Source organism: Cellulosimicrobium sp. Marseille-Q8652, from assembly GCF_965112045.1.
Map to the genome: position 1 here is coordinate 1691436 of NZ_CBCOPS010000001.1, position 24319 is coordinate 1715754.

The following is a 24319-nucleotide window of genomic DNA, read 5'->3' on the forward strand; positions in this document are numbered from 1 at the left end:
ACCCCCACGCAGAGACGAGAGCGTCACGGCGATTCGCAACAGAGAGGCAAGCGTGACTTCTGCACCATCTCTTGGAGGCGCGACCGCGCGCCCATCAGCCGAACACGTGCTCGTGGTGGGAGAGGCGTTGATCGACGTCGTCCACCGCGCCGACGGCAGCGTCGACGAGCACCCCGGTGGCAGCCTTGCCAACGTCGCTCTCACCCTCGGCCGCCTGGGCCGCGACGCGCGACTGACGACGTGGATCGCCGACGACGCGCACGGCGACGTGGTCCGCGCGTGGCTCGACGACTCGTCGGTGACGCTCACCTCGGGGAGCACGGGCGCGCCGTCGACCAGCGTCGCCACGGCGCACCTCGACGCCCACGGCGCCGCCACCTACGAGTTCGACCTCGAGTGGCGCGTCCCAGCCGGCTCCGCCCCGGACGCTGGGACGCTGGCGGTGCACACCGGCTCGATCGCCGCGGTGCTCGAGCCCGGCGCGTCAGACGTGCGTGCGCTCGTCGCCACGGCGCGCGCGACCGCGACGATCACCTACGACCCGAACGCCCGCCCCGCTCTCATGGGCGGCCTGGTCGACGCGCGCGCGCAGATCGAGGCGCTCGTCGCGCTCTCCGACGTCGTCAAGGTCAGCGACGAGGACGTCGCGTGGCTCGCGCCAGGCGCCGACCCGGTCGCGGTCGCGCGCGACTGGCTCGCGCTCGGCCCGGCGCTCGTCGTCGTGACGTTCGGCGGCGAGGGCGCGGTCGCGGTCACCGCGGCGGGCGAGCATCGCGTGGCCGCCCCCCGCGTCGACGTCGTCGACACCGTCGGCGCCGGCGACTCGTTCATGGGCGCTCTCCTCGACGGCCTGTGGGACGCGCACCTGCTCGGCGCGGAGCGCCGCGACGCGCTCCGCGCGATCGACGGTCCGACGCTCGCCGGGATCCTCGGACGCTGCGTCGCCGTCGCGGCCATCACCGTCGCGCGGGCCGGAGCCAACCCCCCGCGCCGTGCAGAAATGACAGCGACGATCACCGACCGGTCGCGAGCCTCGGCCGTCACCAAGGCACAGCCCACAACGCACAGCCCGTCGCGGCCCGGCCACCGATCGCCATCGGGGGCGAAGTCTCCGCGGTGAGGGCCGTGACGTGGCGATCCGCTGGACAGGCACGTTGCACCTACGTCGCGCAAGACCCACGGCATGGCCGAGATCGCGCAAGGTACAGCGGCGTGTCCGCGCAACCTGCCCTGCTCGATCGTCCACCGGCGCGGCAAGGGCGCCCGCCGACCTCGTCACGAGGCCGGCGGGCGCCGGGTCAGAGCTGGGCTGCCTGGAACGTTCGAGACCTTCGAGAGGATCGAGCGATCCAGGAGACCGTCAGGAGCAGGCGAGCTCGTCGTGGTCGAGGTCGACCGTCGAGGTGACGTCCTCGCCGTCGATCACCCCGGTACCCGTGACGGTCACCGAGCCGCTCGCGACCGAGGTCGAGCGAACGGGGAACGCCTGGTACGCGTTCGTGCCGGGGTCGACGTCGCCGAACTCGCGGGTGCCGAACGGCGTCGCGAGGGTCACGTCGAGCGCTGAGTCCTCGCCGTTCGCCGCGCGGACGGCGAGGTAGGCCTGGCCGGCGATGCACCGCGGCTGGACCTCGGCGTCGAGGTCGAGCTCCGCCTGTCCGCCGCTCGGCGTGCCGTAGATCTCGAGCTCGTAGAGAGAGAAGCCCCACTGCGTCGCGCGCTCCGTGGCGTAGAGACGCACGTGCCGCGCCGTGCCCGAGACGTCCAGCTCGTCGAAGAGACCGTCACCGTCGGTGACGGTGTGCACCGTGGTCCAGGTCGCGCCGTCCTGCGAGGTCTGGATCTCGTACCCCGACGCGAACGCGGTCTCCCAGTCGATCACGACGCGGTCCAGGTCGTAGCTCGCGCCGAGGTCCACCGCGATCCACTCGGGCTCGCTCCACGCGCTGCTCCAGCGGGTGCCGGCGTTGCCGTCCACCGCCATCTCGGCCTCGTGCCCGGGCTCGTCGATGCTGGAGGCCGTCACGGGCCGGCCGAGCGCGAGCGACTCCTCGTCGTCACCCCCACCGCCGTCGCCGTCGGACAGGTAGCAGCGCAAGTACTGGTAGGACTCCGCAGAGGTCTCGAAGGACGGCGCCCAGTCCCACTCGTACGTGTAGTACTCGACGTACGGCTCGGCCGCGGCGATGATCGCGGGGAGGTCGAGGTCACCGTTGCCGAGGGCGACCTGCCTCATGTCGCCCTCGGCGTTCACGTTCACGGCGTCCTTGATGTGCAGCTGCTCGATGCGGTCCCCGTACTCCTCGATCCACGCCGGGACGTCGATGCCGGCGTCGGCGGCCCAGCCGACGTCGAGCTGGAACGTGACGTAGCGCGGGTCGGTGTTCTCCTCGATGACCTGCCAGGCGCTGACCATCTCACCCGTCTCCGGGTGGGGGTATCGTGTGGTGAGCTCGCTCTGGTGGTTGTGCAGCACGATCTTGTTCGCGCCGTTCTCGTGCGCGTACTGGCCGAGCCGGTTGGCATGTGCCGCGGTCGCGAGCGCTTCGTCGTAGGTGCCGTAGCCACCCGCCATCCCCCCGGTCCCGATGTAGTCCTGGCCCAGCGCGACGGCGTAGGCGACGGTCTCCGGCCACGTGTCCCAGCTCGTGCTGCCGTGGCTCGAGGACACCTCGAGCCCGTGCTTGTCGAGGATCGCCTTGTACTCGTCGACCGGCATCGAGTAGGGCTGGTTGTAGGGCTCGACGTTGGTGAACCCGGCCCCGGCCACCTCGCCGAGCACACGGTCGAGCGTCTCCGGGGACGGTGTCCCGGACGACCCGAGCTCACCCACGTGCGTGTACAGCTGGATGGAGATCTTGGAGTCGGGGATCCCCATGTCCTCACCGCACGCCGGAGCCGCTGTGGTGGTGGGAGAAGGGTCGGTGACGGTCGCCGGGGTGGCCAGTGCCGGGGCGGCGGCGAGCGTGCTCGCGAGGAGCGCGCCGCCGGTCAGTGCTGCGCCGAGGCGCCGAGGGCGGGTCGAGTGCTGCGAGTTCTGCATGGGACTCCTCAATTGACAGCGTTGTCGATTTGGGATGAAGATCATGCGACTTATGCCTGATAGGTGTTCAAAAGACGCTATGGGTCGATCATTGCCCTGTCAAGGCAGGACCCGGCGATGGCAAGAGGTGCGGATGTCGGGTCCGGCGGTCGGCTGCGCGGTGAGGCAGCGTGCAGTCCGGGGGGCGCGCCGACTCAGTCGCGCAGGAGCCTCCAGCTCCCCTCGGAGACGACCTCGACGGTCCCGTCCGCCACGACGATCGCGGTGTCGTCGTCGATCGCGTACGCCGGGCCGTCGATCCCTTCCGCCCACCGCTCCGCCGCGGCCAGGGTGTTGTGCGGCAGCATCGGGTGGTCGGTGTGCGGGAAGATCGAGAAGTCGACGACTCCCAGGGTGGCGTCGTCGCCCGACGGCGGCGTCCACCCGACGAAGAACTCGCCGATGCGCGGGGTCATCACCATGCTGCCCGCGCTCATCCCCAGGTACACCGTCTCGGTCAACGAGGGGAGGAGGTCCGCGAAGCCGGACTCCCGCATCCAGTGGTTCAGGTACAGGGCGTCGCCGCCCGACACCAGCAGGACGTCCGCGTCACGGACGAGGGGGACCCACTGCTCCTCGTCGATGCTCGGGAGCGCGGTGAGCTCGAGCAGCCCCACGGACCTCCAGCCCAGCTCGACCATCGGCGAGGTGGACCGTCCGGCGACGAACTGCCACGCTCCCGCTCCCGGGCCGGCGTGCGGGTGCCCGTACATCGCGGTGGGGATGCAGAGGGCGTCGCACCGGTCCACCGGTCGGCCGAGGAGCCTGAGCAGCGCGTCGTGGATGCTGGCGTTCTGGACGCCTGCGGACGTCAGAAGGAGCTTCACGGTGTCTCCTGGTTCGGGTCGCGGGAAGGGGGACGAACCTGAGACCGCGTGGCGCCGGCAGACTCACCGTCGGACGCCGTCGGACGCCGTCGGACGCCGTCGGACGCCGTCGGACGCCTGTCCGGTCAGGCGTCCCGGCGTGCCTCGACGAGGTGGCGCGTCGAGTGCGCGACGAACGGGGTGGTCGTGGGGCCGTCGTCGCGTGCCCCGGCCCGCAGCCGGGCGTCGAGCTCCTCGAGGACGTGGCCGTAGCGGTCGACGGAGAAGTCGGGCACCCACCACACGCACCTGCGCAGGAGCCACACGACCGCGCCGACGTCGTACAGCTCGATGCGGCACGTCGCCGTGCGCAGGTCGACGACGTCGAGGCCGGCCGCGCGGGCGTGCTCGGCCTCGACGCGCGGGTCGCGGCCGGCGCGCGCCTCGGGCTGCGGGCCGAGGAACAGCTCGATGAGCTCGAACACGGAGGCGGGTCCGACGTGCTGCGCGAGGTACGCACCGCCGGGCCGCAGCACCCGGTGGATCTCCGGCCACGGCGGTGCGACGGGATGGCGGGCCGTGACCAGGCTGAAGGTGGCGTCGGGAACCGGGAGCGTGTCGTCGACGGGCGTGAGGACGTGGGCGCCCCAGGGCGCGAGGCGCTCGCGGGCGAGCGCGGCGTTGGGCGCCCACGTCTCCGTGGCGACCAGCGTGGCGGGGGTGGGGTCGCCGCGGTCGGCCGCGGCCGCCAGCGCCTCGGCCAGGACCTCGCCGCCGCCGGTGTCGAGGTCGAGCGCCGAGTCCGCCGCGGCGAGGCGGTGGGACAGGAGGGAGACGAAGCGCCACGGCGGGCGCTCCTCGGTGGCGCGGCCGTCGAGCCAGCCGAACCCCCAGCCGGTGACGTCCGCCTCCACGGCTTCGGTGATCAGCTCGTCGTAGGGTCGCACCCGCGCATCGTCGCGCAGCGGGGCGAGCGTCGACCAGCGGAATTCTCCGCGCCGCGACGACCCGACGCGTTGGAAAGCGCTTGCCCATCGTCCTCCGGCATGGCAGGATCGGGCGTCGCACAGGTGGCACGCAGGTCGTGACACGGTAGGGGTGCGGACCGCACGCTCGAGGAGGAGAGGCGACGATGCCGACTGTCGCACTGGTCACTGGTGGGAACCGCGGGATCGGGCTCGGGATCAGCCGGCGCCTGCTCGCGGACGGCTTCGCCGTCTCGATCCTGGCGACGCGCGAGGAGCCCACCGACGTGATCGAGGAGCTGCGCGAGCTCGCGGGGGACGCGTCGCGCGTGCGGTACGTCCGGGGGTCGGTCGCCGACCTGGACGACCACCGCCGGTACGTCGCGGACGCCGTCGACACGTGGGGCCGGCTCGACGTGCTGGTCAACAACGCGGGGGTCGCGCCGAGCGTGCGCGCGGACCTGCTGGACGCCACGGCGGAGTCGTTCGACCGGGTGCTCGGCATCAACCTGCGCGGCCCGTACTTCCTCACGCAGGAGTTCGCGCGTCGCGTGATCGAGCTGCGCGGGCCGCTCGACGAGCTGCCGGAGCCGCCGTCCGGTCCGGTCGCGACGGTCGTCAACGTCTCGTCGATCTCCGCCACGACGGTCTCGACCAACCGCGGCGACTACTGCATCTCCAAGGCGGGCGTCGGCATGGCCACGCAGCTGTGGGCGGCGCGCCTCGGGCCCGAGGGGGTCGTGGTGTACGAGGTCCGGCCCGGGGTGATCGCGACGGACATGACCGCGGGAGTCACGGCGAAGTACGACGACCTCATCGAGCAGGGCCTCGCGCCGATCAACCGCTGGGGACGCCCCGCCGACGTCGCGGGCGCCGTCTCGATCCTGGCCTCCGGTCAGACCCCGTACTCGACCGGCGAGGTGTTCCACGTCGACGGCGGCATGCACATCCCGGTCCTGTGAGGGGAGAAGCCATGAGCCACGAGCCTGAGACGCTCCGCATCGGCGGGCACGACGTGCCCGTCGTGACCGCCACGACCGTCGTCGTCGGCACCGGGTCCGCCGGCTACTGCGCGGCGGACCGCCTCGTCCAGTTCGGCCACGACGACGTCGTCATGGTCGCGGACAAGGTGCACGCCGGGGCGTCGCGCAACGCGGGGTCCGACAAGCAGACGTACTACAAGCTGACGCTCTCGGGCGGCGACGACGACTCGGTGCGCGAGATGGCGCAGACGCTGTTCTCGGGCGGCTCGATGGACGGCGACAACGCCCTCGCGGAAGCCGCCCTGTCGGCGCGCGGCTTCCTGCACCTCGTGGACCTGGGCGTGCCGTTCCCCCAGAACCGCTTCGGCGAGTTCATCGGGTACAAGACGGACCACGACCCCCGGCGCCGCGCGACCTCGGTCGGCCCGTACACGAGCCGGACGATGGTCGAGAAGCTCGAGCGGAAGGTCCAGGCCGACGGCACGCGGGTGTTCGACGAGTGCCGCGTGGTGGACGTCGTCACGGCACCCGACCCGCACGGCGGCCCCGGTGCGCGCCGGGTCGCGGGCCTGCTCGTCCTGCGGACCGACGTGCCGCACGACGGCGCCGCGAGCCCCTGGCTGCTGTTCCGGTGCACCAACCTCGTCTACGCGACGGGAGGTCCCGCGGGCATGTACGCGACGCGCGTGTTCCCCAACGGGCAGTGGGGAGCGTCGGGTGCGGCCTATCGCGCGGGCGTGCACGGCAAGAACCTCACCGAGTGGCAGTTCGGGCTCGCGTCGACCAAGCCCCGGTGGAACGTGTCGGGCACGTACATGCAGGTCGTGCCGCGGTTCGTCTCGACGGACGCCGACGGCGGCGACGAGCGCGAGTTCCTCACCGAGGCGATCACCGACTACGGGCGGCTCATGACGCTCGTGTTCCTCAAGGGCTACCAGTGGCCGTTCGACATCCGCAAGGCGCGCGACGGGTCGAGCCTGATCGACCTGCTGGTGTACCGCGAGACGGTGCTGCGCGGGCGCCGCGTGTTCCTCGACTTCCGGCGCAACCCCGTGCGCGAGGACTTCGACCCGACGGCGCTCGCGCCCGAGGCGTACCAGTACCTCGAGAAGGCGGGCGTGCTGTCCGGGACGCCGATCGAGCGGCTGCGGCGCATGAACGAGCCCGCGTACCAGTTCTACCTGGACAAGAACCCGTACGTGGACCTCGAGAAGGAGATGCTCGAGGTCGACGTGTGCGCGCAGCACAACAACGGTGGCCTCGTGGTCGACGCCTGGTGGCAGTCGAACGTCGCCGGGTTCTTCCCCGTCGGCGAGGCCGGCGGCGCGCACGGCGTCTACCGCCCGGGCGGCGCTGCGCTCAACAGCGGGCAGGTCGGGGCGACGCGCGCCGCGCAGTTCATCGCGGCGCGGCGCGACGAGAAGCCGTCCGACGAGTCGGCCTTCGCCGAGGCCGCGGCACCGGTGCTCGCCGCCGCGCTGGACCTCACGGCCCGCGCGACGGGCCGCGTGGCCGCGGGCGTGCCGGACAACACGGGCGACCTGCTGCGCGACGTGCAGCGGCTCATGAGCGAGAAGGCCGGACCCGTGCGGTCGGAGGCGTCGATCCGCGAGGCGCTCGACCAGGTGCACGCGTGGCTGACCCGCTACGAGGATCTCGTCAGCGCCGACGCCGGGTCGCGGCGCGCCGTGAACCGGACGTTCCTCGTCCGCGACATCCTCACGAGCGCGTACGTCTACCTCTCCGCCATGGCCGACTACGTCGCCCACGGCGGGCGCTCGCGCGGGTCGGTCCTCTACACCGACGCCGACGGCGACCTGCCCCTCGTGGGGTACGGCGACGATGCGGAGCGCGAGCTCGACCTGCCCGACCTCTACCGCTTCCGGCTCGACGGCGGCGCGCTCGACGAGGAGGTCCAGGAGACCGCGTGGGTCGCGCCCGGCGGGAGCGTCCCGACCGCCGAGGACGGCACCTCGTGGGCTCCGGTCGTGCCGCGAGAGGCCGCCGACGCGGCGGGCGTCCCGGTGTTCCGCTGGCGTCCCCGGCGCCCGCTCCCGGCGGACGACGACTTCTTCGAGAACGTCTGGCGCGAGTTCCGCGAGCACGGCAACGTGCAGTAGCGGACGGCCGGGTCGGCCGGCTCAGGCCCGCCGGAACTCCGCGCGCCAGGTCCCGGAGCTGCCCGGGGGACCAGGGACGGCGAGCCGTTCGATCGACACCGCGGACAGCGGTTCCTGGCCGAACGCCTCGATCTCCGCGCGGGTCAGCGGCCAGGGCGGTCCGTCCTCGTCGGCCGACTCGGTGGCCGCCTGGACCACGAGCAGGGTCCCGCCCGGCGCCACCAGGGAGCGGACGCCGGCCGTCATGTCGCCGCGGACGCTGCGGCTCACCGCCTGGACGGTGTAGATCTCGACGACGAGGTCGAACGCACCGGTCCACTCCTTCGGCAGGTCGAGCAGGTTCCCGACGGCGTACGTGACCGGGGAGCCCGGACGGCGCTCGCGGACGGCGGCGACCGCGGCGGGGGAGACGTCGAACGCCGTCGTCCCGTACCCCAGCCGGGCGAGGTGCTCGGCGTCGGCCCCGAGCCCGCAGCCGGCGACGACCGCCCGCCCGCCCCGGTCGCCGCGACCGGGGCCGTCGGTCCACGAGGCGAGCGCCGGGTGCGGGTCGTCCCGTTCCCACGGCATCGCGACGTCGCCGGACCGGGCGGAGGACCAGAGCCGCTCGAACCAGCCGGTCGGGTCGGAAGGGTCGGCCTTGCCGAGCCGATCGGCCTCGGACTGCCAGGGACGCGGCGCGGTCATGTGTCGACGCTAGTGAGGCAGGAGGCGGGCGACAAGGGGCCGTCGGCACTCGGGCGGAGCGCTCTCCCTCCGTCGTTGACCATTCGACATCTAACAGTTAGAGTCCTCATCATGACCGAGATGCGCACGCCGACCAGCAGCCTCGAGCTCCTCCGGTGGATCGGGTGGGCGCAGCGCAAGGCCGCCGAGGAGTGGATCCGCGAGCGAGACCTCACGCACGAGCAGGGCTACGTCCTCGGCTGGCTGGTGGAGAACCCCGGCGCGATCCAGCGCGACATCGCCGAGGTCAGCCGCACCAGCCCGGCGAGCGTCTCGAGCCTCCTGGCCGGGCTCGAGCGCCGTGGCCTGGTCGAGCGTCGCGCGGCGCCCGACAACGGCCGCGTCAAGCTCGTCGACGTGACCCCGGTGGGCGCGGAGCTCGTCGCGGGGTTCGCCGACGCGATGACCGCCGCCGACGAGACGATCCTGGCGCCCCTGGACCCCGGTGAGCGAGCGACCCTGCAGGCGCTGCTCACCAAGATCGCCGCGGAGCTGCCCCGGCCCACCCGGGACTGACCCGGCCCGAGCACCTTCCGCCCCTCCTTCCTTCCTCACGTCCTTCCTTCCTCACGTCCTTCCTTCCGCCGCGCCGGCGTCCGTCGGCGTGCGCTCGAGCCTGCCCGGAAAGGAGCAGCCATGAGCACCGCTGACCTGGAGTCCCGCACGGGGCCCGCCACAGGGGAGCCCTCCACGGCGACCACCCCGTCGTCCCGCGAGGCCCCCGCCGCCGGTACCGACCGCTGGTACCTCGCCTCCGCACCGATCGTCCGAGCCCTCGTGCACCTGTGCGTGCCGATGGCTGCCGCGATGATCGTCGGCGCCGTCTACAACGTCATCAACGCCGGCTTCGTCGGCTCGCTCCACGACAACACCCTGCTCGCCGCGGTCACGTTCGGCACGCCCGTCCTCGGCCTCGTCATGGCCGTCGGCGGCGTCTTCGGCGTCGGTGGCGGGGCGCTCGTCTCGCGCCTGCTCGGTGCGGCGGAGCACGACCCTGCCGAGGCCGCCGCGATCAAGAACGTGTCGTCGTTCGCCGTCTGGGGCGCGGTGGTCGCCGGAGCCGTCCTGGGAGCCCTGGGCCTCGTGTTCCTCCGGCCCGTGGTCTCGCTCCTCGGAGCGGACGCCACGGCCGCCTCGGCGACCGCCGACTACGTCGCCGTCATGCTCGCGTTCGTGCCCGTGCTCACCGCGGCGTTCTGCCTCGAGCAGCTCGTCCGGGCGGAGGGCGCGTCGCGCCAGGTGATGAACGCCCTCGTCGCCTCCACGGTCGCGAACCTCGTGCTCGACGTCCTCTTCGTCCTCGTCCTGCACCAGGGCGTCGCCGGCGTGGCCCTCGCGACCGGTCTGTCGAACCTCGCCGTCGTCGTCTACTTCGTCGTCTGGCTCCAGCGGCACAGCGAGCACATGAGCCTCGCGCCGCGCTGGTTCACCCTCTCGGGGGCGGTGCTCAGGCCCGTGCTCGGGGTGGGGGTCGGCGAGCTGCTCCAGGCGTCGTTCCTCGTCGTCACGTCGCTGGTGCTCAACAACCTCGCGGCCGCGTACGGCGAGGGCCCGCTCGCCGCGATGGGCGTCGCGGTCCGCATCGCGCAGGTACCGGAGTTCCTGCTGATGGGAGTGACCCTCGGTGTCCTCCCGCTGCTCGCCTACTCCTACGGGAAGGGTGACCGCGTCCGCCTCACCTCGGCGCTGCGCGCGTCGGCGGTGACGGTCGGCGGCGTCGGGCTGCTGTTCTCCGCGACCGTGTTCCTCTTCCGCGACCAGGTGCTCTCCGCGTTCGTGGCGGGCCCGGCGGTCCTGGCGATCGGCGTCACGATCCTCACCGCCCAGCTCGTGGCGATGATCGCGAACGGGTTCGCCGGTCTCCTGACGTCGCTGTTCCAGGCGACGGGTCGGACCGTGCCGGCGATCGCGATGTCGGTGTCGCAGGGCGTCCTGTTCGTCCCGGTCGTGATCCTCGGCAACCTGTTGTTCGGGCTGAGCGGCATCGTCTGGGCGCTGACCGTCACGGAGGTCGTCGTCTGCCTCGTCGGGGTCGTCCTCTGGCTCACGACCCGTCGCGCGATCGACCGCGGCCTCGCGGGCGGCAGCGCGGAGCGCGCCGACGAGGTCCTCGAAGGGCTGCCCGCCTGAGCGTGCGGTCCCGGTCGCCGTCGCCGCGCCTCCACCGAACGGTGGAGGCGCGGGTCCACCTCGGCGCAGGCGCCACGGTGGACGTGGCGCGGCGGGGCGCGTTCGTAGTCTCGCGGCATGACCGCGGTAGAGGTACGGAACCTGCACAAGCGCTACGGGGAGCACGTCGCCGTCGACGACGTCTCGTTCACCGTCGAGGAGGGGGAGATCTTCGGCATCATCGGGCCCAACGGCGCCGGCAAGACGACGACCGTCGAGAGCATCGCCGGCCTGCGGACACCCGACTCGGGCTCGATCTCCGTGCTCGGGCTCGACCCGGTCGAGGACCGGGCGGAGGTCCGCGAGCGGCTCGGCGTGCAGCTGCAGGAGAGCAGCTTCCCCGACGCGATCACGGTCGCCGAGGCGCTCGACCTCTACAGCTCGTTCTACCGGGACCCCGTCGACTGGCGCGAGCTCATGGAGCTCCTCGGCCTCACCGGGAAGCGCACCACGCAGTACAAGGCCCTCTCGGGCGGGCAGAAGCAGCGGCTCTCGATCGCGCTCGCCCTCGTCGGCAACCCGGAGGTCGCGATCCTCGACGAGCTCACGACGGGACTGGACCCGCAGGCGAGGCGGGACACCTGGAGCCTCGTCGAGCGGGTGCGCGACACGGGCGTCACGGTCCTCCTCGTCACGCACTTCATGGACGAGGCGGAGCACCTCAGCGACCGGATCGCCGTGATCGACGGCGGACGGGTGGCCGCGGTGGACACGCCGGCAGGACTGGTCAGGCGGTCGAGCGCGGTGCAGGAGATCCGGTTCCGCGTGAGCGGGCCGCTGGACGAGAGCGTCCTCACCGGGCTCCCCGAGGTGTCCGACGTCGAGGTCGTCGAGGGGCGCTGGCTGGTCACCGGTACGGGACAGCTCCTGAGCAGCGTCGCGGGAGCGCTCGCCCGGGCGGAGGTCGTCGCGGAGGACCTCCGCGTCGACCAGCGCACCCTCGACGACGCGTTCGTGGCCTTCACCGGACGCAGCCCGCAGCCGACAGCGCCCTCCGAGCGGAGGGTCGACTGATGTCCGTCCCCACCACCCGCGCTCTCGGGTCGCGTGCTCGTCTGAAGATGGTCACGGTCGAGGCGAAGCTCTTCCTCCGGGACTCCGCGACCGTCCTCTTCGGCGTGCTGTTCCCGGCGGTGCTCCTGCTCGGTCTGGGTGCCGTCCCGGCGCTCAGGGAGCCCACGCCGGAGACCGGCGGGCTCCGGGCGATCGACGTCTGGGCACCGACCGCCCTGGTGTTCGGGATGGTGATGATCGCCGTGCAGCACGTCCCGGCCGTGGTCGCGACGTATCGCGAGCGCGGCATCCTGCGCAGGCTGTCGACCACCCCGGCGCACCCGCGGAGCGTCCTGCTCGCACAGATGGTCGTCGCGTCCGCCTCGGTGGTCGTCTCGGCGACGCTCCTGATCCTCGTCGCGTGGGCGGTGCTGGACGTCGCGCCGCCCGCGCGGCCCCTGGAGTTCGCCGTCGCCTTCGTCGTCGGCTATGCCGCGCTGCTCGGGATCGGCATGGTCTCCGCGGCCGTGGTCCGCACGAGCAGTGCCGCCAACCAGGTCGGCACCGTCCTGTTCGTCGCGCTGATGTTCTTCGGCGGGGCCTTCCTGCCCCGTGTCCTCATGCCCGACGTGCTGCGGGTGGTCGGCGAGCTCGTGCCACCCGGGCTGCAGGCCCTCACCGCGGCGTGGTCACCCGAGGCGGCCGAGGTCACCGCCACCGCCGGCGGGCAGCCGTTCTGGCTGCAGATTGCCATAATGGCGGCGATCGCCGTGATCGCGAGCGCGGTCGCCGCGAAGCTCTTCCGCTGGGAGTAGGGGTCGTCGATGACGCGGGATGCCAGGGTCGGCGAGCACCCGAGCCCGGGGACGACCGAGCCCACCCTCACGGAAGAGGCGGAGATCGCGCACCGCTCCCGCCTGGCCTGGAAGCGCGAGCAGCTGCGGGTCTGGGACCTCCTGCAGCTGTTCGCGCCGTGGCTGCTGCTGACCGTCTCGACGGTGGTCTACCTCGCGCGGGTGCTCCCGGCCTCCGGTGACGGCTTCTGGCCGACGGGCGCCTCCGTCCTCGGGCTGGTGGCGGTCTCGGCGCTGTGGGTGCTGTTCGGGCAGACGCTGCCCCTGAGGAGGCGCACGCTCCGGCCCGTGCCGGCGGTCGTCCACCTCGTCGGGCTGCTGGCGCTGTGCGTCGCCCTCATGACGTACTCGGACGTGTTCCTCGTCTTCACCGTCGCGGGCTTCTTCCAGGCGTACCTGCTCAGGCCGTGGCCGGTGGGGGTGCTCGGGGTCCTGGCCACGTCCGTGGCCCTCAACGGCTCGGCGATGCGGGTGTGGGCCGACCCGAGCCCGGAGGTGCTCGCGGAGCTCCTCCTCGTCGTCGCCGTGCAGACCGCGGCGATCGGCGTGGGCATCCTGCTGACGGCGCGCAGCGAGCCGGAGGAGCGCAGGCGGGAGGAGCTCGTCGAGCGGCTCGAGGCGGCTCTGCACGAGAACGCCGGGCTCCACGCGCAGCTCGTCGCCCAGGCCCGGGAGTCCGGGGCCCAGGACGAGCGGCAGCGGCTGGCCGGCGAGATCCACGACACGCTGGCCCAGGGTCTCGCGGGCATCATCACGCAGCTCCAGGCCGCGGAGCGTTCCGCGGACGCGGACGGCGCAGCGGACGAGCACGTCGCGCGGGCGCTGCGGCTCGCGCGCAGCAGCCTGACCGAGGCCCGACGGTCCGTGCAGGCGCTCGCTCCCCAGGAGCTCGGGCGGGCGCACCTCCCCGACGCGCTGCGCACGTTGACCGAGCGATGGTCGCAGGACCAGGGGATCAGCGCGCGGCTGGAGGTCACCGGCACCCGGGAGCCGCTGAGCCCGGCGATCGAGGTGTCGCTCTTCCGGGTCGCCCAGGAGTCGCTGACCAACGTGGCGAAGCACGCGGAGGCGTCACGCGTCGGCGTCACCCTGTCGTACACGGGCAACGAGGTGCTGCTGGACGTGCGCGATGATGGACGCGGGTTCACGACCGGCGTCGGCACGGGATTCGGCCTCACGAGCATGCGCCAGCGCATCCGAGGGGTCGGCGGTCACGTCGACGTGCAGAGCGCACCGGGGGACGGGACGTCCGTCAGCGCGCGCGTGCCGGCCATCGCCCCGGGGGGCACGAGAGCGACGGGGGAGAGCGGCCGATGATCCGACTGGTGGTCGTCGACGACCATCCGATCGTGCGGGGCGGCCTTCGCGACACGTTCGCGGACGCCGAGGACATCGTCGTGGTCGGTGAGGCCGGCGACGGCGCCGAAGGCGTCGACCGTGCCGTGCGGCTGGCGGCGGACGTCGTGCTCATGGACCTGCGGATGCCCGGGACGGACGGCGTCGCCGCGACCGCAGCCCTGCGCGAGCGAGCCCCGGACGTCCGCGTGCTGGTCCTGACCACCTTCGACAGCGAGAGCGACGTCCTGCCGGCGATCGAGGCGGGTGCGACCGGATACCTCCTCAAGGACGCGCTGCCCGACGACCTAATGCGAGCGGTCCGTGCCGCTGCGCGAGGCGAGTCGGTGCTCGCGCCGTCGGTGACGCAGCACCTCATGGGCCAGGTGCGCAGGCCCGGCGCCGGCACGCTGACCGACCGGGAGAAGGAGGTGCTGCAGCTGGTCGCGAACGGCAGCTCGAACCGTGAGGCCGCGGCGGCGCTGTTCATCGGCGAGGCGAGCATCAAGACCCACCTGCAGCACGTCTACGACAAGCTCGGCGTCCGCGACCGAGCGTCGGCGGTGGCCGAGGGATACCGCCGACGGCTGCTCACCTGACGTCCCCGCACACCGGGCGTCGTCGTGCTCCACGGGGAGGCACTACCCTTCGAAGCGCGCCGATCGGCGCACACCGCCGTGCTTCCTCGGGTGACGTCGCGAAGGCTCGACGACGACCGCGAGGTCATCCGGGCAGCACGCCCCGCCGCGACGAAGGATCGAAGCCGTGAGCCAGCCTCCGTACCAGCCGTACCAGGGCGGCGACGCCCCTCAGCCCTCGCAGACCCCGGCGCCCCAGGGCCAGCCCGCGCAGCCGGGCTACGGTCAGCCCGCGCACCCCGACCACGGCCAGCCCGCCTACGGTCAGCCCGCCTACGGTCAGCCGGCCTACGGTCAGCCCGACCACGGTCAGCCGCCCTACGGTCAGCCCGGGCAGCACCAGCCGGCGTACGGGCAGATGGCACCGCAGGCGCCCGCGCCGGGCTCCGCCCCGGCGCCCGGCCAGCCGTACGGGGCGTACCCCGCGCAGGGGCAGCCGTACGGGTCGCCCTACGGCGGCCCCGGGGGCTACGCCCCCTACGCTCCGCCCGCCGGTCCCCAGCCGCTGACCTGGCGCACGATCCTGGCGTACGTGTTCAGCCCGATCGCGCTGATCTTCCTCCCCATCGTGTTCGGGGTGCTCGCCATCGTCTTCGCGTCGCTCGCGGTCAAGCGGAACGAGAAGACGGCGAAGATCGCGCTCGGCGTGGCGATCGCCTGCACGGCCGTCGGGTTCATCCTCGGCGCCATCTCGGGCGTGCAGACCATGCAGCAGCTCGGCTGACCCGACGGCGGTCGGACGGGCCCCGGACCGGACACCGGCACGTGACCCGGGCACGGGCTCGCGTCACCAGTCGTGCACGGTCCCGTCGGCGAGGCGGTTGACGGGGAGGTAGGCCGGCGCGTAGGGGTGCGCGGCGGCCATCTCCTCGTCGAGCTCGACCCCGATCCCGGGCGCCTCGCCGGGGTGGAGGTGGCCGTCGTCGAACGTGAAGGCGTGCCGGAAGACCTCGTGGGTCAGGTCGGTGTACCCGGAGTACTCCTGGATGCCGAAGTTGTGGATCGCGAGGTCGAGGTGGATCGCGGCCGCCATCCCGACGGGCGAGATGTCCTCCGGGCCGTGGATCGCGCTCTTGATCTGCCGCAGCGCGGCGTAGTCGAAGAGCTTGCGCAGCGGCGTGACGCCGCCGAAGTGGGTGACGGCCGAGCGGACGTAGTCGACGAGCTGCTCGTCGACGAGCGTCTGGTAGTCGTGCACGGTGTTGAAGACCTCGCCGATCGCGAGGGGCGTCGTCGTGTGCTGGCGGACGAGCCGCAGGCCCTGCTGGTTCTCCGCGGGGGTGCAGTCCTCGAGCCAGAAGAGGTCGTACCGCTCGATCTCCTTGCCGAGCCGCGCGGCCTGCTGCGGCGTGAGGCGGTGGTGCGCGTCGTGGAGCAGCGGCAGCTCGGGGCCGAACTCGTTCCGCACCGCCTCCAGCACGCGCGGCAGGTGCCGCAGGTAGCCGGCGGTGTCCCAGTCCTCGACGACGGGACGGACCCGCTGGTCCAGCCGGGCGCCGTCGGACTCCGCGGCGATCGCCGTGCCGTCGTGCACGCCGTAGACGACCTTCAGACCGGGCACGCCGGTCTGCACGCGCACGGCCTGGTAGCCCTCGGCCAGACGGGCGCGGACCGAGTCGAGGAGCTCGGGGACGTCGCGCCCGTTGGCGTGGCCGTAGGTGCGGACCCGCTCGCGCGAGGCTCCGCCGAGCAGCTGGTACAGCGGGAGCCCGGCGACCTTGGCCTTGATGTCCCACAGCGCGACGTCGACGGCGGCGATCGCGGCCATCGTCACCGGCCCGCGGCGCCAGTAGGCCCCGCGGTAGAGCGACTGCCACGTGTCCTCGATCCGGTGCGGGTCGAGCCCGACGAGGAGCGGGGCCACGTGGTCGCGCAGGTAGGAGACGACGGCGAGCTCGCGGCCGTTGAGCGTCGCGTCGCCGAGGCCCGTGACGCCCTCGTCCGTCGTGATCCTCAGGGTGACGAAGTTGCGTCCGGGGCTGGTGACGACGACCTGCGCGTCGACGATCCTCATGGCTGCTCGATTCAGGTGGTCCGTGGTGGTGCGGGGTGGTCCTCGGGCGCCCGGGTCCCCGGGCGCGCGTCCGCACGACCGTAGCAACGGGCCGGAGCCCGGCACGACGGCGCTCGGGAGCAGGCTCGCGAGACGTGGCAGGAAATGGACGGTTCGTGTCGTTCCGGGCGCTGGGAGACGGCGCCGCGACCGGGCATGATCTCCTCATGGACGACGTCGAGCGCGCAGGTCGCAGCCAGGGTCCGGGTCGGGTCGTCGCGGTGTACGGCGCCACCGGGCACACGGGACGGTTCGTGGTCGCGGAGCTCGCAGCGCGCGGGCACACGCCGCTGCTCCTCGGTCGCGACGCCGACCGGCTGGCGGCGCTGGTCCTGGACCGACCGGGCCTCGAGGCGCGACAGGCGTCGGTGGAGGACCCAGCCTCGCTGGACCGCGCCCTCGCCGGCGCGGCCGCCGTGATCAACTGCGCCGGGCCGTTCGCCACCACCGCAGCGCCGCTGGTCGAGGCCGCGCTGCGGGCAGGCATCCCGTACGTCGACGTGGCGGCGGAGATCGAGGCGAACGCCGACACGTTCGCGCACTTCGGGGACCGGGCCCGCGCCGCCGGCGCGCTCGTGGTGCCCGCGATGGCGTTCTTCGGCGGCCTCGGCGACCTGCTGGTGACCGCGGCGGCGGGCGACTGGGACTCAGCGGACGAGGTGCACGTCGCCTACGGGCTGAGCAGCTGGCACCCCACCGCGGGCACCCTCGCGGCGGGCGCGGTCTCGGGTCGGCGACGCGCCGGGCGTCGCGTCCGCTTCACAGGCGGGCGCCTCCAGTACCACGACGACGCCCTGCCGACGCTGGAGTGGCCCTTCCCGCCGCCGCTCGGCCCCCAGCCCGTCCTCGGCGAGTTCTCCATGGCGGACGTCGTGACGGTCCCCAGCCACCTCGACGTCCCGGAGGTGCGCACCTCCATGTCCGCCGTCGCGGCCGCGGACCTGTCCGCGCCCGACGCGTCCTCGCCGGTTGCGGTCGACGCGGAGGGTCGCTCCGACCAGACGTTCGTCGTCGACGCCCGGGTGCGCAACGGCGGGGTCGAGCGGCGCGCGGTCGCGACCGGCCGGGACATCTACGCCGTCACCGCGCCGCTCGTGGTCGAGGCGGTCGAGCGCGTCCTCACGGGCCGGACCAGGACGACGGGCGTCGTCTCCGCGGGTGCGGTCTTCGACGCGCCGGACTTCCTCGCCGCGCTGTCGGACCACGTCTCGCTGAACGTCCCGCTCGACGCGCAGGTCTGACGTCGAGCGGGACGTGCGCGGTCAGGCCGAGGCGACGTCCCGCCGTCGGAAGCCCGCGAGCGCGGCACCGAGCAGCAGGACCACGACGGCGGACAGCCCGATCAGGTGGCCGACGTCGAGGTCCTCGGTGAAGGCCGACGGCACCCAGTGGAACGGGGAGACCCAGCGCGCGGCGTCGGGCAGGTCCTCGATCAGACCGCCGAACATCCCGATCACGAACGTGTAGGCCAGCAGCGCCCAGCCGGCACCGGTCGCACGCGGCGCCCACGCGTAGAGCGCCGCGGTGAGCGCCAGGTACACGAGCACCGCGGGGAGGTAGGTCACGAGCACGGTGGTGTACGCACCCAGGTCGGGGCCGCCGCCGTCGACCGACACGCCGCCCAGCCACACCGCGTAGACGCTCACGGCGAGGAGCACGGCCGTGCCGACGCCGGCGACGAGGAGCTGCGCGCCGAGCCAGCGCGCGCGGGAGACGGGCAGCGCGAGCACGACCTCGGCCCGCCCGGCGGACTCCTCCGCCTTCGGCCGCAGCCCCATGACGACGGCGTAGGCGGCGCAGCACAGCGCTCCGTAGAGCATCATCACGCCGAGGAAGCCGAGCGTGAACTGGTCGGGGTCCGCGCCGAAGATCGCGGCGACGGCCGGGTTGTCCTGCGCGATCCCGCCGACCATCTCGTCGATGTCGGGGAGCATGGTGCCCGACGCGAACCACATGAGGCCGAGCCCGAGGCTCGACCAGAGCAGGGCGGAGCGCTGCTGCAGCCAGGCCAGCGCGACCGGACCGTGCAGCGAGGCGCGCGCCGTCGGCCGCCCGCCCCGCGTCGCGAGCAGGCCGGCACCGAAGTCCCGGTGCGACGCGAGCACGGAGGCGAGCCACAGCAGGAGCGCGATCGCGACGACGCCCAGCAGCGCCGGCCACCAGCGCAGGTCGACGAACGCGCGCATCTGCTGCGCCCACGCGACGGGCGAGAACCACGACAGCGCGCTCCCGCCGGTCTCGCGCAGGTCTCCTGCGGCACGGACCACGAACGCGACGCCGAACACGGCGAGGCTCAGTCCCGTCGCGGTGCGCGCGTGCCCGGTGACCTGGCACAGGACCAGGGCCACCGCGCCGAAGACCATCGCGCTGACCGCGGAGCCGAGGGTCATCGCGAACGAGTCGACGACGGCGAGCCCGCCCGTGCCGACCATCGTCAGCGCGGACAGCGTCGCGATGACGAGGTTGGCCGCCACGAGCGTGATCGTGGTCGCGACCGCGGGCGCGTGACGGCCGACGGGTGCCGCGCGGACGAGCTCCGCGCGGTTCGACTCCTCCTCGGCGCGCGTGTGGCGCACGACGTGCAGGATGCTGAACAGCGCGAGCGCCAGCACGACCCACGTGATGCCCTCGTTCGCCATCGCGACACCGGTCGTGTAGTGGTCGATGCCGTAGCCCGGTCCGCCCATGACGATCCCGGCCGGTGTCTCCATGACGGCGGCGCGGCCCTGCTGGGCGGCGGGGTCGGCGAACAGCGTGTCGAGGGCGAACGTGAAGTAGGCGTAGAACAGCACGACCGACCCCGCCCACACCGCGAGGCGCACCCGGTCGCGCCGCAGGATCGACCGCACCAGGGTCCACGTGCCCGCGAGCGTCGTCCCGCCGGGCGCGCGGTCCACGGGACCGGCCGTCGCGGGTCGCGTCAGCGTCGTCGTCATCGCGCACCTGCCGTGCTGCGCGCCGCCCGGCGCCCGGGCGCGGCGTCGGACGCGCCGTCCGACCCGTCGCCGGAGACGTCGTCGCCGTAGTGGCGCAGGAACAGCTCCTCGAGCGACGGCGGGGCCGCGGTGAGGCTGTGCACACCGAGCGCGCTCAGGGCCGCGAGGACGGGGCCGACCCGGGCGTCGTCGACGTCGAACCCGACGCGCGTGCCCGCGTCGGTCCGCGTGGAGGCGAGGTCGTGGACCCCGTCCATCGCGGCGAGCGGTGCCGGGTCGCCGTCGACCACCGCGGTGACCGTCGACCGGGTCAGGTGCCGCAGCTCGGCGAGCGTGCCTGACTCCACCGCGCGGCCGCCACGGATGATCGTGACGGTGTCGCAGACCTTCTCCACCTCGGACAGGATGTGGCTCGAGAGCAGCACCGAGGTCCCCGACGCCTTCGCCTCGCGCACGTGCTCGGTGAACACCGCCTCCATGAGCGGGTCCAGGCCGGAGGTCGGCTCGTCGAGGATCAGCAGGTCCACCTCGGACAGCAGGGCCGCGACGAGGGCGACCTTCTGCCGGTTGCCCTTGGAGTACGTGCGGGCCTTCTTCGTCGGGTCGAGCTCGAAGCGCTCGAGCAGCTCCTGGCGACGCCGCGCGGTGGCCGTACCGTCACGACCGCCACGACCGCCGCGCAGGCGCGTGAGGAGGTCGATCGCCTCGCCGCCCGTGAGGTTCGGCCACAGCGTGACGTCGCCGGGGACGTACGCCAGGCGCCGGTGCAGCGCGACGGCGTCGCGCCACGGGTCCCCGCCGAGCAGCCGCACCGACCCCGAGTCGGCGCGCAGCAGGCCCAGCAGGACGCGGATGGTCGTGGACTTCCCGGCCCCGTTGGGACCGAGGAAGCCGGCGACCTCGCCGGGTCGGACGGTGAGGTCGAGCCCGTCGAGGGCGGCGACCGTCCCGAACGACTTGCGCAGGTCGTGGATCTCGATGGCGGGGGCCTCGGAGGCCCGGGTGCTGGTGGTCATGGTTCCTCTTCTCGCGACGGTGGGAGCACGGGGCGGACGGCGCGCGGTGGAGGGCCCGGGGCGGCTCAGGCCGACGGCGCGCCGGGCTCGGCGGGCGGGTCGCCCACGTAGAGGAGGTACTCGTCGAGCATGCGGCGGGACGTGAGGAAGCCCTCGGTGTAGAGCTCGAGGGCGGGAAGCGTCAGCTCGTCGAAGAAGCGGCGCATGGAGGCGCTCACGTCGCCGAGGTCCTCGGGCGGGTCGATCGTGATCGACAGGAGGATGGCGCCGAGGGCCGACAGCGTGAGGTAGCGCGCGCGCCGCCGCTCGTCGCGGCTCGGCACGGCGACGCCGGCGGCCACCGCGGTGCCGACGTACTTCTCGGAGTCCTCGATCATGTGCGTGACGAAGGTGCGGGCGAGCGGGCCGCCGTCGAGCAGCGAGCGCAGCACGTAGCCCATGGCCGTCGAGTACCGGTCGGCCGTCGCGAAGTACTGGAGGAACGCGCCGGTGTCGGTCCGGACGATCGCCTCGGACTTGGCCGTGCGGATCTGCTCGAGGACCCGCTCGTCGCACGCCGTCCGCAGTCCGTCCTTCGACCCGAAGTGGTGCACGACGAGCGCGGGGCTCACCCCGGCGTCCGCCGCGACGGCGCGCAGCGGCGCGCCGAACCCGTCGCGCGCGAACCGCTCGACCGCGGCGTCGCGCACCCTGGCGCGGGTCGTGAGGTCGGAGTCCGCGCCGCTCGGGCGGCCGGCCGTCGTTGAACGCATGTTCAGCATGCTAACCGCGTGTTCAGCCGGTGTCGAGGGCGTCGCACAGGGCACCTGACACCTCGCGCGTGCGACCAGGACGCGGCGACCTGTTGCGCGTGCCGTCGTGGACGCCCCGTGGAACCATCGCGACAGGTGCGCGACCGGTCGGACGGGGGTGGGCGTGGACACGGACGTCGAGGGCGTCGAGCAGGAGGTCTCCACGGGCGCGCTGCCCGGCTGGGACCGCGTCGAGGAGCTCGTCCACGCCGCGCACGAGCGCTACCGCGACCACGCGGGCGGGACGGTCGCCGACTACATCCCGGTCCTCGCCGGGGCGGACCCCGCATGGTTCGGCGTCTGCGTCGCCGAGTCGGGCGGGGCGGTGCACGCGGTGGGCGACGCGGACGTCGAGTTCTCGGTCCAGTCCGTCTCGAAGGCCTTCGTCTACGCGCTCGTGTGCGAGGCGTACGGGCACGAGCGGGTGCTCGAGCGCGTCGGCGTGGACAACACCGGTCTCGCGTTCAACTCGGTCATGGCCGTCGAGCTGCACGACGGCCACCCCCGCAACCCCATGGTCAACGCGGGCGCGCTCGCCACGACGGCGCTCGTCCCGGGCGGCTCACCGGCCGAGCAGTGGGAGACCGTTCGCACCGGGCTGTCGCGCTTCGCGGGTCGCCAGCTGGAGCTCGACGGCGAGGTGTACCGGTCGGAGTCCGCGACGAACATGCGCAACAAGGCGATCGCGCGGCTCCTCGAGAGCTACGGGCGGATCGACACCGACCCGCTCGAGGTGGTCGACGTCTACACGCGCCAGTGCTCGCTGCGCGTGACGGCGCGGGACCTCGCCGTGATGGGGGCGACGCTCGCGGACGGTGGGGTCAACCCGCTCACCGGCGAGCGCGTCGTCTCGGCGCAGGTGTGCCGGGACACGCTCGCGGTCCTCGCGGCGACCGGCATGTACGAGCGGTCGGGGGAGTGGCTGTTCGAGATCGGGCTCCCGGCGAAGTCGGGGGTCGCGGGCGGCATCGTCGCGGTCGCGCCGGGCAAGGGCGCCATCGGCACCTTCTCGCCGCCGCTCGACCCCGCGGGCAACAGCGTGCGCGGGCAGCGCGCGACGGCCTACCTCTCGCGCGCGCTCGGGCTCAACCTCTTCGCCTCCTCGGTCCACGTCCCCGAACGAACGGAGCGCGGCGCATGACGCACGACGGCACGGCCGGACCCGCGCGCGCCACGGCGTCGCCCCCGCCCGGGACCGAGGAGCGGCGGTCCTGGGTCCCGATGGTCGGCCTGTTCCTCGCGCAGGTCCTCATGTCCTTCAACGTCGCGGCTCTGCCCGTGTCACTGGGCGGCATGGTCGAGGAGTTCGGCGTCCCCCCGACGGTCGTGAGCTCGACGATCGTCGTCTACGGGCTCGCCGTCGCGGCGCTCGTCATGACGGGGGCGAAGCTCGGCCAGCGGATCGGGTGGGTCACGGTGTTCCGCGTGGTCGTCGCGACCTTCGCCGGCTCCGCGGTGCTCATGATCCTGTCGCCGACGGTCGGCTGGGCGATCGCGGGGCAGGCCCTCGCGGGCGCGTCCGCGGCGATCATCGTCCCGGCGCTCGTGGCCCTCATCGCCGAGAACTACCACGGGGCCCAGCAGGCGACGGCGATCGGCTCGCTCGGCTCCGCGCGCGCGATCTCCGGCGTGAGCGCGTTCTTCATCGGCGGCGCGCTCGGCACGCTCGTGGGATGGCGCCCGGTCTTCGGCATCGTGCTGGCCCTCGCGATCACGGTGTTCGTCTTCAGCTTCCGGCTGCGCTCCGACCGTGGCGACCCCGGCATCCGGATCGACCTCGTCGCGGCGGTGCTCATCGGCGCGGCGATCGTGCTGCTCACGCTCGGGTTCAACAACCTGAACTCCTGGGGGCTGCTCACCGCGACCCCCGACGCGCCGTTCAGCGTGGCCGGCGCCTCGCCCGCGCCGCTGTTCGTGGTCGTCGGCGTGGTGCTCGGCCAGACGTTCTTCTGGTGGACGCGGCGACGGGCCGCGTCCGGGCGGACGCCTCTCGTCGACCTCACCGTCCTCGGCTCGCCGAGCGAGCGCGCCGCGGTCTACGCGATGTTCGTGGTCGTCGCGCTCGAGGCCGCGCTCAACTTCACCGTGCCCTTGTACATCCAGATCGTGCAGGGTCGTACACCGTTCGACACCGCGCTCGCGATGATGCCGTTCAACCTCACCGTGTTCGTCACGGCGACGCTCGTCGTGCGGTTCTACGGGCGCTTCGCGCCGCGGGTCATCGGCGTCTTCGGCTTCGTCCTCACGACCGTCGGGCTCGCGTGGCTCGCGCTCGTCGTGACGAACAACTGGGAGACGCTCCCGACGATCCTCGGTCTGTTCGTCTTCGGCGTGGGCCAGGGCGCGCTCGTCACCCTCGTGTTCAACGTCCTCGTGACGGCGGTGCCCAAGACCCTCGCGGGCGACGTCGGCTCGATCCGCGGGACCACGCAGAACCTCGCGTCCGCCGTGGGGACCGCCCTGGTCGGCGCGCTGCTCGTCACGATCCTCGGCATCACGGTCGGCCGGGCCGTCGTCGAGCACCCCGAGCTGCCGCCGTCGCTCGTCGCGCAGGTCGACCTCGACAGCGTGAACTTCGTGAGCAACGACGAGCTCAAGGAGGTGCTCGACCGCACCGACGCGGACGCGGCGCAGGTCGACGCGGCCGTCGCGGTCAACGAGGAGGCGCGCCTCGACACGCTGCGCCTCGGCCTGCTCATCCTGGCGGGCGTCAGCGCGACGGCGATCCTCCCGGCGAGCCGGCTGCCGCGCTACCGCCCGGGCGAGATCCCGGACCCGTCGCCCGAACCGGCTCCCTGACGCGCTCCGGCGCGCCCGGCACCGGGTACCGGCGCCGATCCCCGGGCCCCTTC

General features: G+C 73.1%; 21 protein-coding genes. 13 read left to right on the top strand and 8 right to left on the bottom strand.

The features are described 5' to 3' along the window. Positions 1–106 precede the first annotated feature (106 nt). On the top strand, positions 107–1120 hold the full coding sequence (locus ACWPWV_RS07400; RefSeq protein WP_454042277.1) for a PfkB family carbohydrate kinase: 1014 nt from the start codon (positions 107–109) through the stop codon (positions 1118–1120). 240 nt (positions 1121–1360) lie between these two features. On the opposite strand, the gene ACWPWV_RS07405 is transcribed toward ACWPWV_RS07400, so the two are convergent. The 3 genes from ACWPWV_RS07405 to ACWPWV_RS07415 all read right to left on the bottom strand — a co-directional run bounded on the left by ACWPWV_RS07405 (position 1361) and on the right by ACWPWV_RS07415 (position 4835). Continuing rightward, positions 1361–3043 carry a discoidin domain-containing protein gene (locus tag ACWPWV_RS07405; protein WP_454042278.1) on the bottom strand — a complete coding sequence of 561 codons (1683 nt, stop codon included), beginning with the start codon at positions 3041–3043 and terminating at the stop codon, positions 1361–1363. 194 nt (positions 3044–3237) lie between these two features. Beyond that, complete coding sequence (locus ACWPWV_RS07410; RefSeq protein WP_454042279.1) at positions 3238–3909, bottom strand: Type 1 glutamine amidotransferase-like domain-containing protein; 672 nt, start codon at positions 3907–3909, stop codon at positions 3238–3240. A 125-nt stretch (positions 3910–4034) separates the two neighbouring features. After that, positions 4035–4835, bottom strand: coding sequence for a class I SAM-dependent methyltransferase (locus ACWPWV_RS07415; RefSeq protein ID WP_454042280.1), 801 nt, complete (start codon positions 4833–4835; stop codon positions 4035–4037). 185 nt (positions 4836–5020) lie between these two features. Between ACWPWV_RS07415 and ACWPWV_RS07420 the strand changes: the two genes are divergently transcribed. Together ACWPWV_RS07420 and ACWPWV_RS07425 are read left to right on the top strand one after the other, a co-directional pair. After that, positions 5021–5815: a 3-ketoacyl-ACP reductase gene (locus ACWPWV_RS07420; RefSeq protein WP_454042281.1), complete on the top strand. Its 795-nt coding sequence runs from the start codon at positions 5021–5023 to the stop codon at positions 5813–5815. Between the two features lie 11 nt (positions 5816–5826). Next, complete coding sequence (locus ACWPWV_RS07425) at positions 5827–7956, top strand: FAD-binding protein (RefSeq protein ID WP_454042282.1); 2130 nt, start codon at positions 5827–5829, stop codon at positions 7954–7956. Between the two features lie 21 nt (positions 7957–7977). Here the strand turns inward: ACWPWV_RS07425 and ACWPWV_RS07430 are convergent, their stop codons facing one another. Continuing rightward, complete coding sequence (locus ACWPWV_RS07430) at positions 7978–8643, bottom strand: class I SAM-dependent methyltransferase (protein WP_454042283.1); 666 nt, start codon at positions 8641–8643, stop codon at positions 7978–7980. 111 nt (positions 8644–8754) lie between these two features. Here ACWPWV_RS07430 and ACWPWV_RS07435 point away from each other — a divergent pair, with 111 nt between their 5' ends. The 7 genes from ACWPWV_RS07435 (at position 8755) to ACWPWV_RS07465 (ending at position 15395) form a co-directional block, all read left to right on the top strand. Further along, complete coding sequence (locus ACWPWV_RS07435; RefSeq protein WP_454042284.1) at positions 8755–9198, top strand: MarR family winged helix-turn-helix transcriptional regulator; 444 nt, start codon at positions 8755–8757, stop codon at positions 9196–9198. Positions 9199–9318: 120 nt separating this feature from the next. Further along, a complete protein-coding gene (locus ACWPWV_RS07440) occupies positions 9319–10812 on the top strand; it encodes an MATE family efflux transporter (protein ID WP_454042285.1) in 1494 nt (497 codons plus the stop codon). A 117-nt stretch (positions 10813–10929) separates the two neighbouring features. Further along, entirely contained in the window at positions 10930–11865 is a 936-nt protein-coding gene (locus ACWPWV_RS07445) for an ABC transporter ATP-binding protein (protein WP_454042286.1), read from the top strand. Continuing rightward, positions 11865–12659, top strand: coding sequence for an ABC transporter permease (locus tag ACWPWV_RS07450; protein WP_454042287.1), 795 nt, complete (start codon positions 11865–11867; stop codon positions 12657–12659). The genes ACWPWV_RS07445 and ACWPWV_RS07450 overlap by 1 nt, the downstream gene beginning before the upstream one ends. 9 nt (positions 12660–12668) lie before the next feature. Then, positions 12669–14015, top strand: a complete 1347-nt coding sequence (locus tag ACWPWV_RS07455) for a sensor histidine kinase (RefSeq protein WP_454042288.1) — start codon at positions 12669–12671, stop codon at positions 14013–14015. Continuing rightward, positions 14012–14632 (top strand): response regulator, encoded by a 621-nt coding sequence (locus ACWPWV_RS07460; protein WP_454042289.1) that lies wholly within the window; start codon positions 14012–14014, stop codon positions 14630–14632. The genes ACWPWV_RS07455 and ACWPWV_RS07460 overlap by 4 nt, the downstream gene beginning before the upstream one ends. Before the next feature lie 166 nt (positions 14633–14798). Next, positions 14799–15395, top strand: coding sequence for a hypothetical protein (locus ACWPWV_RS07465; protein WP_454042290.1), 597 nt, complete (start codon positions 14799–14801; stop codon positions 15393–15395). A gap of 63 nt (positions 15396–15458) precedes the next feature. On the opposite strand, the gene manD is transcribed toward ACWPWV_RS07465, so the two are convergent. Continuing rightward, positions 15459–16685: a D-mannonate dehydratase ManD gene (manD, locus tag ACWPWV_RS07470; protein ID WP_454042291.1), complete on the bottom strand. Its 1227-nt coding sequence runs from the start codon at positions 16683–16685 to the stop codon at positions 15459–15461. Between the two features lie 206 nt (positions 16686–16891). On the opposite strand from manD, the gene ACWPWV_RS07475 reads away from it, so the two are divergent. Then, positions 16892–17965, top strand: coding sequence for a saccharopine dehydrogenase family protein (locus tag ACWPWV_RS07475; RefSeq protein ID WP_454042292.1), 1074 nt, complete (start codon positions 16892–16894; stop codon positions 17963–17965). Positions 17966–17986: 21 nt separating this feature from the next. Here the strand turns inward: ACWPWV_RS07475 and ACWPWV_RS07480 are convergent, their stop codons facing one another. The 3 genes from ACWPWV_RS07480 to ACWPWV_RS07490 form a co-directional block, all read right to left on the bottom strand. Then, on the bottom strand, positions 17987–19660 hold the full coding sequence (locus tag ACWPWV_RS07480) for an ABC transporter permease (RefSeq protein WP_454042293.1): 1674 nt from the start codon (positions 19658–19660) through the stop codon (positions 17987–17989). Further along, positions 19657–20676 carry an ABC transporter ATP-binding protein gene (locus ACWPWV_RS07485; protein WP_454042294.1) on the bottom strand — a complete coding sequence of 340 codons (1020 nt, stop codon included), beginning with the start codon at positions 20674–20676 and terminating at the stop codon, positions 19657–19659. The genes ACWPWV_RS07480 and ACWPWV_RS07485 overlap by 4 nt, the downstream gene beginning before the upstream one ends. Before the next feature lie 65 nt (positions 20677–20741). Beyond that, positions 20742–21428 (bottom strand): TetR family transcriptional regulator, encoded by a 687-nt coding sequence (locus ACWPWV_RS07490; protein ID WP_454042295.1) that lies wholly within the window; start codon positions 21426–21428, stop codon positions 20742–20744. Between the two features lie 163 nt (positions 21429–21591). Between ACWPWV_RS07490 and glsA the strand changes: the two genes are divergently transcribed. Beyond that, the gene (gene glsA, locus ACWPWV_RS07495; protein ID WP_454042296.1) at positions 21592–22608 is read left to right on the top strand and encodes a glutaminase A; all 1017 of its coding nucleotides are present in this window, start codon (positions 21592–21594) and stop codon (positions 22606–22608) included. After that, positions 22605–24266: an MFS transporter gene (locus ACWPWV_RS07500; RefSeq protein WP_454042297.1), complete on the top strand. Its 1662-nt coding sequence runs from the start codon at positions 22605–22607 to the stop codon at positions 24264–24266. The genes glsA and ACWPWV_RS07500 overlap by 4 nt, the downstream gene beginning before the upstream one ends. Positions 24267–24319 lie beyond the last annotated feature (53 nt).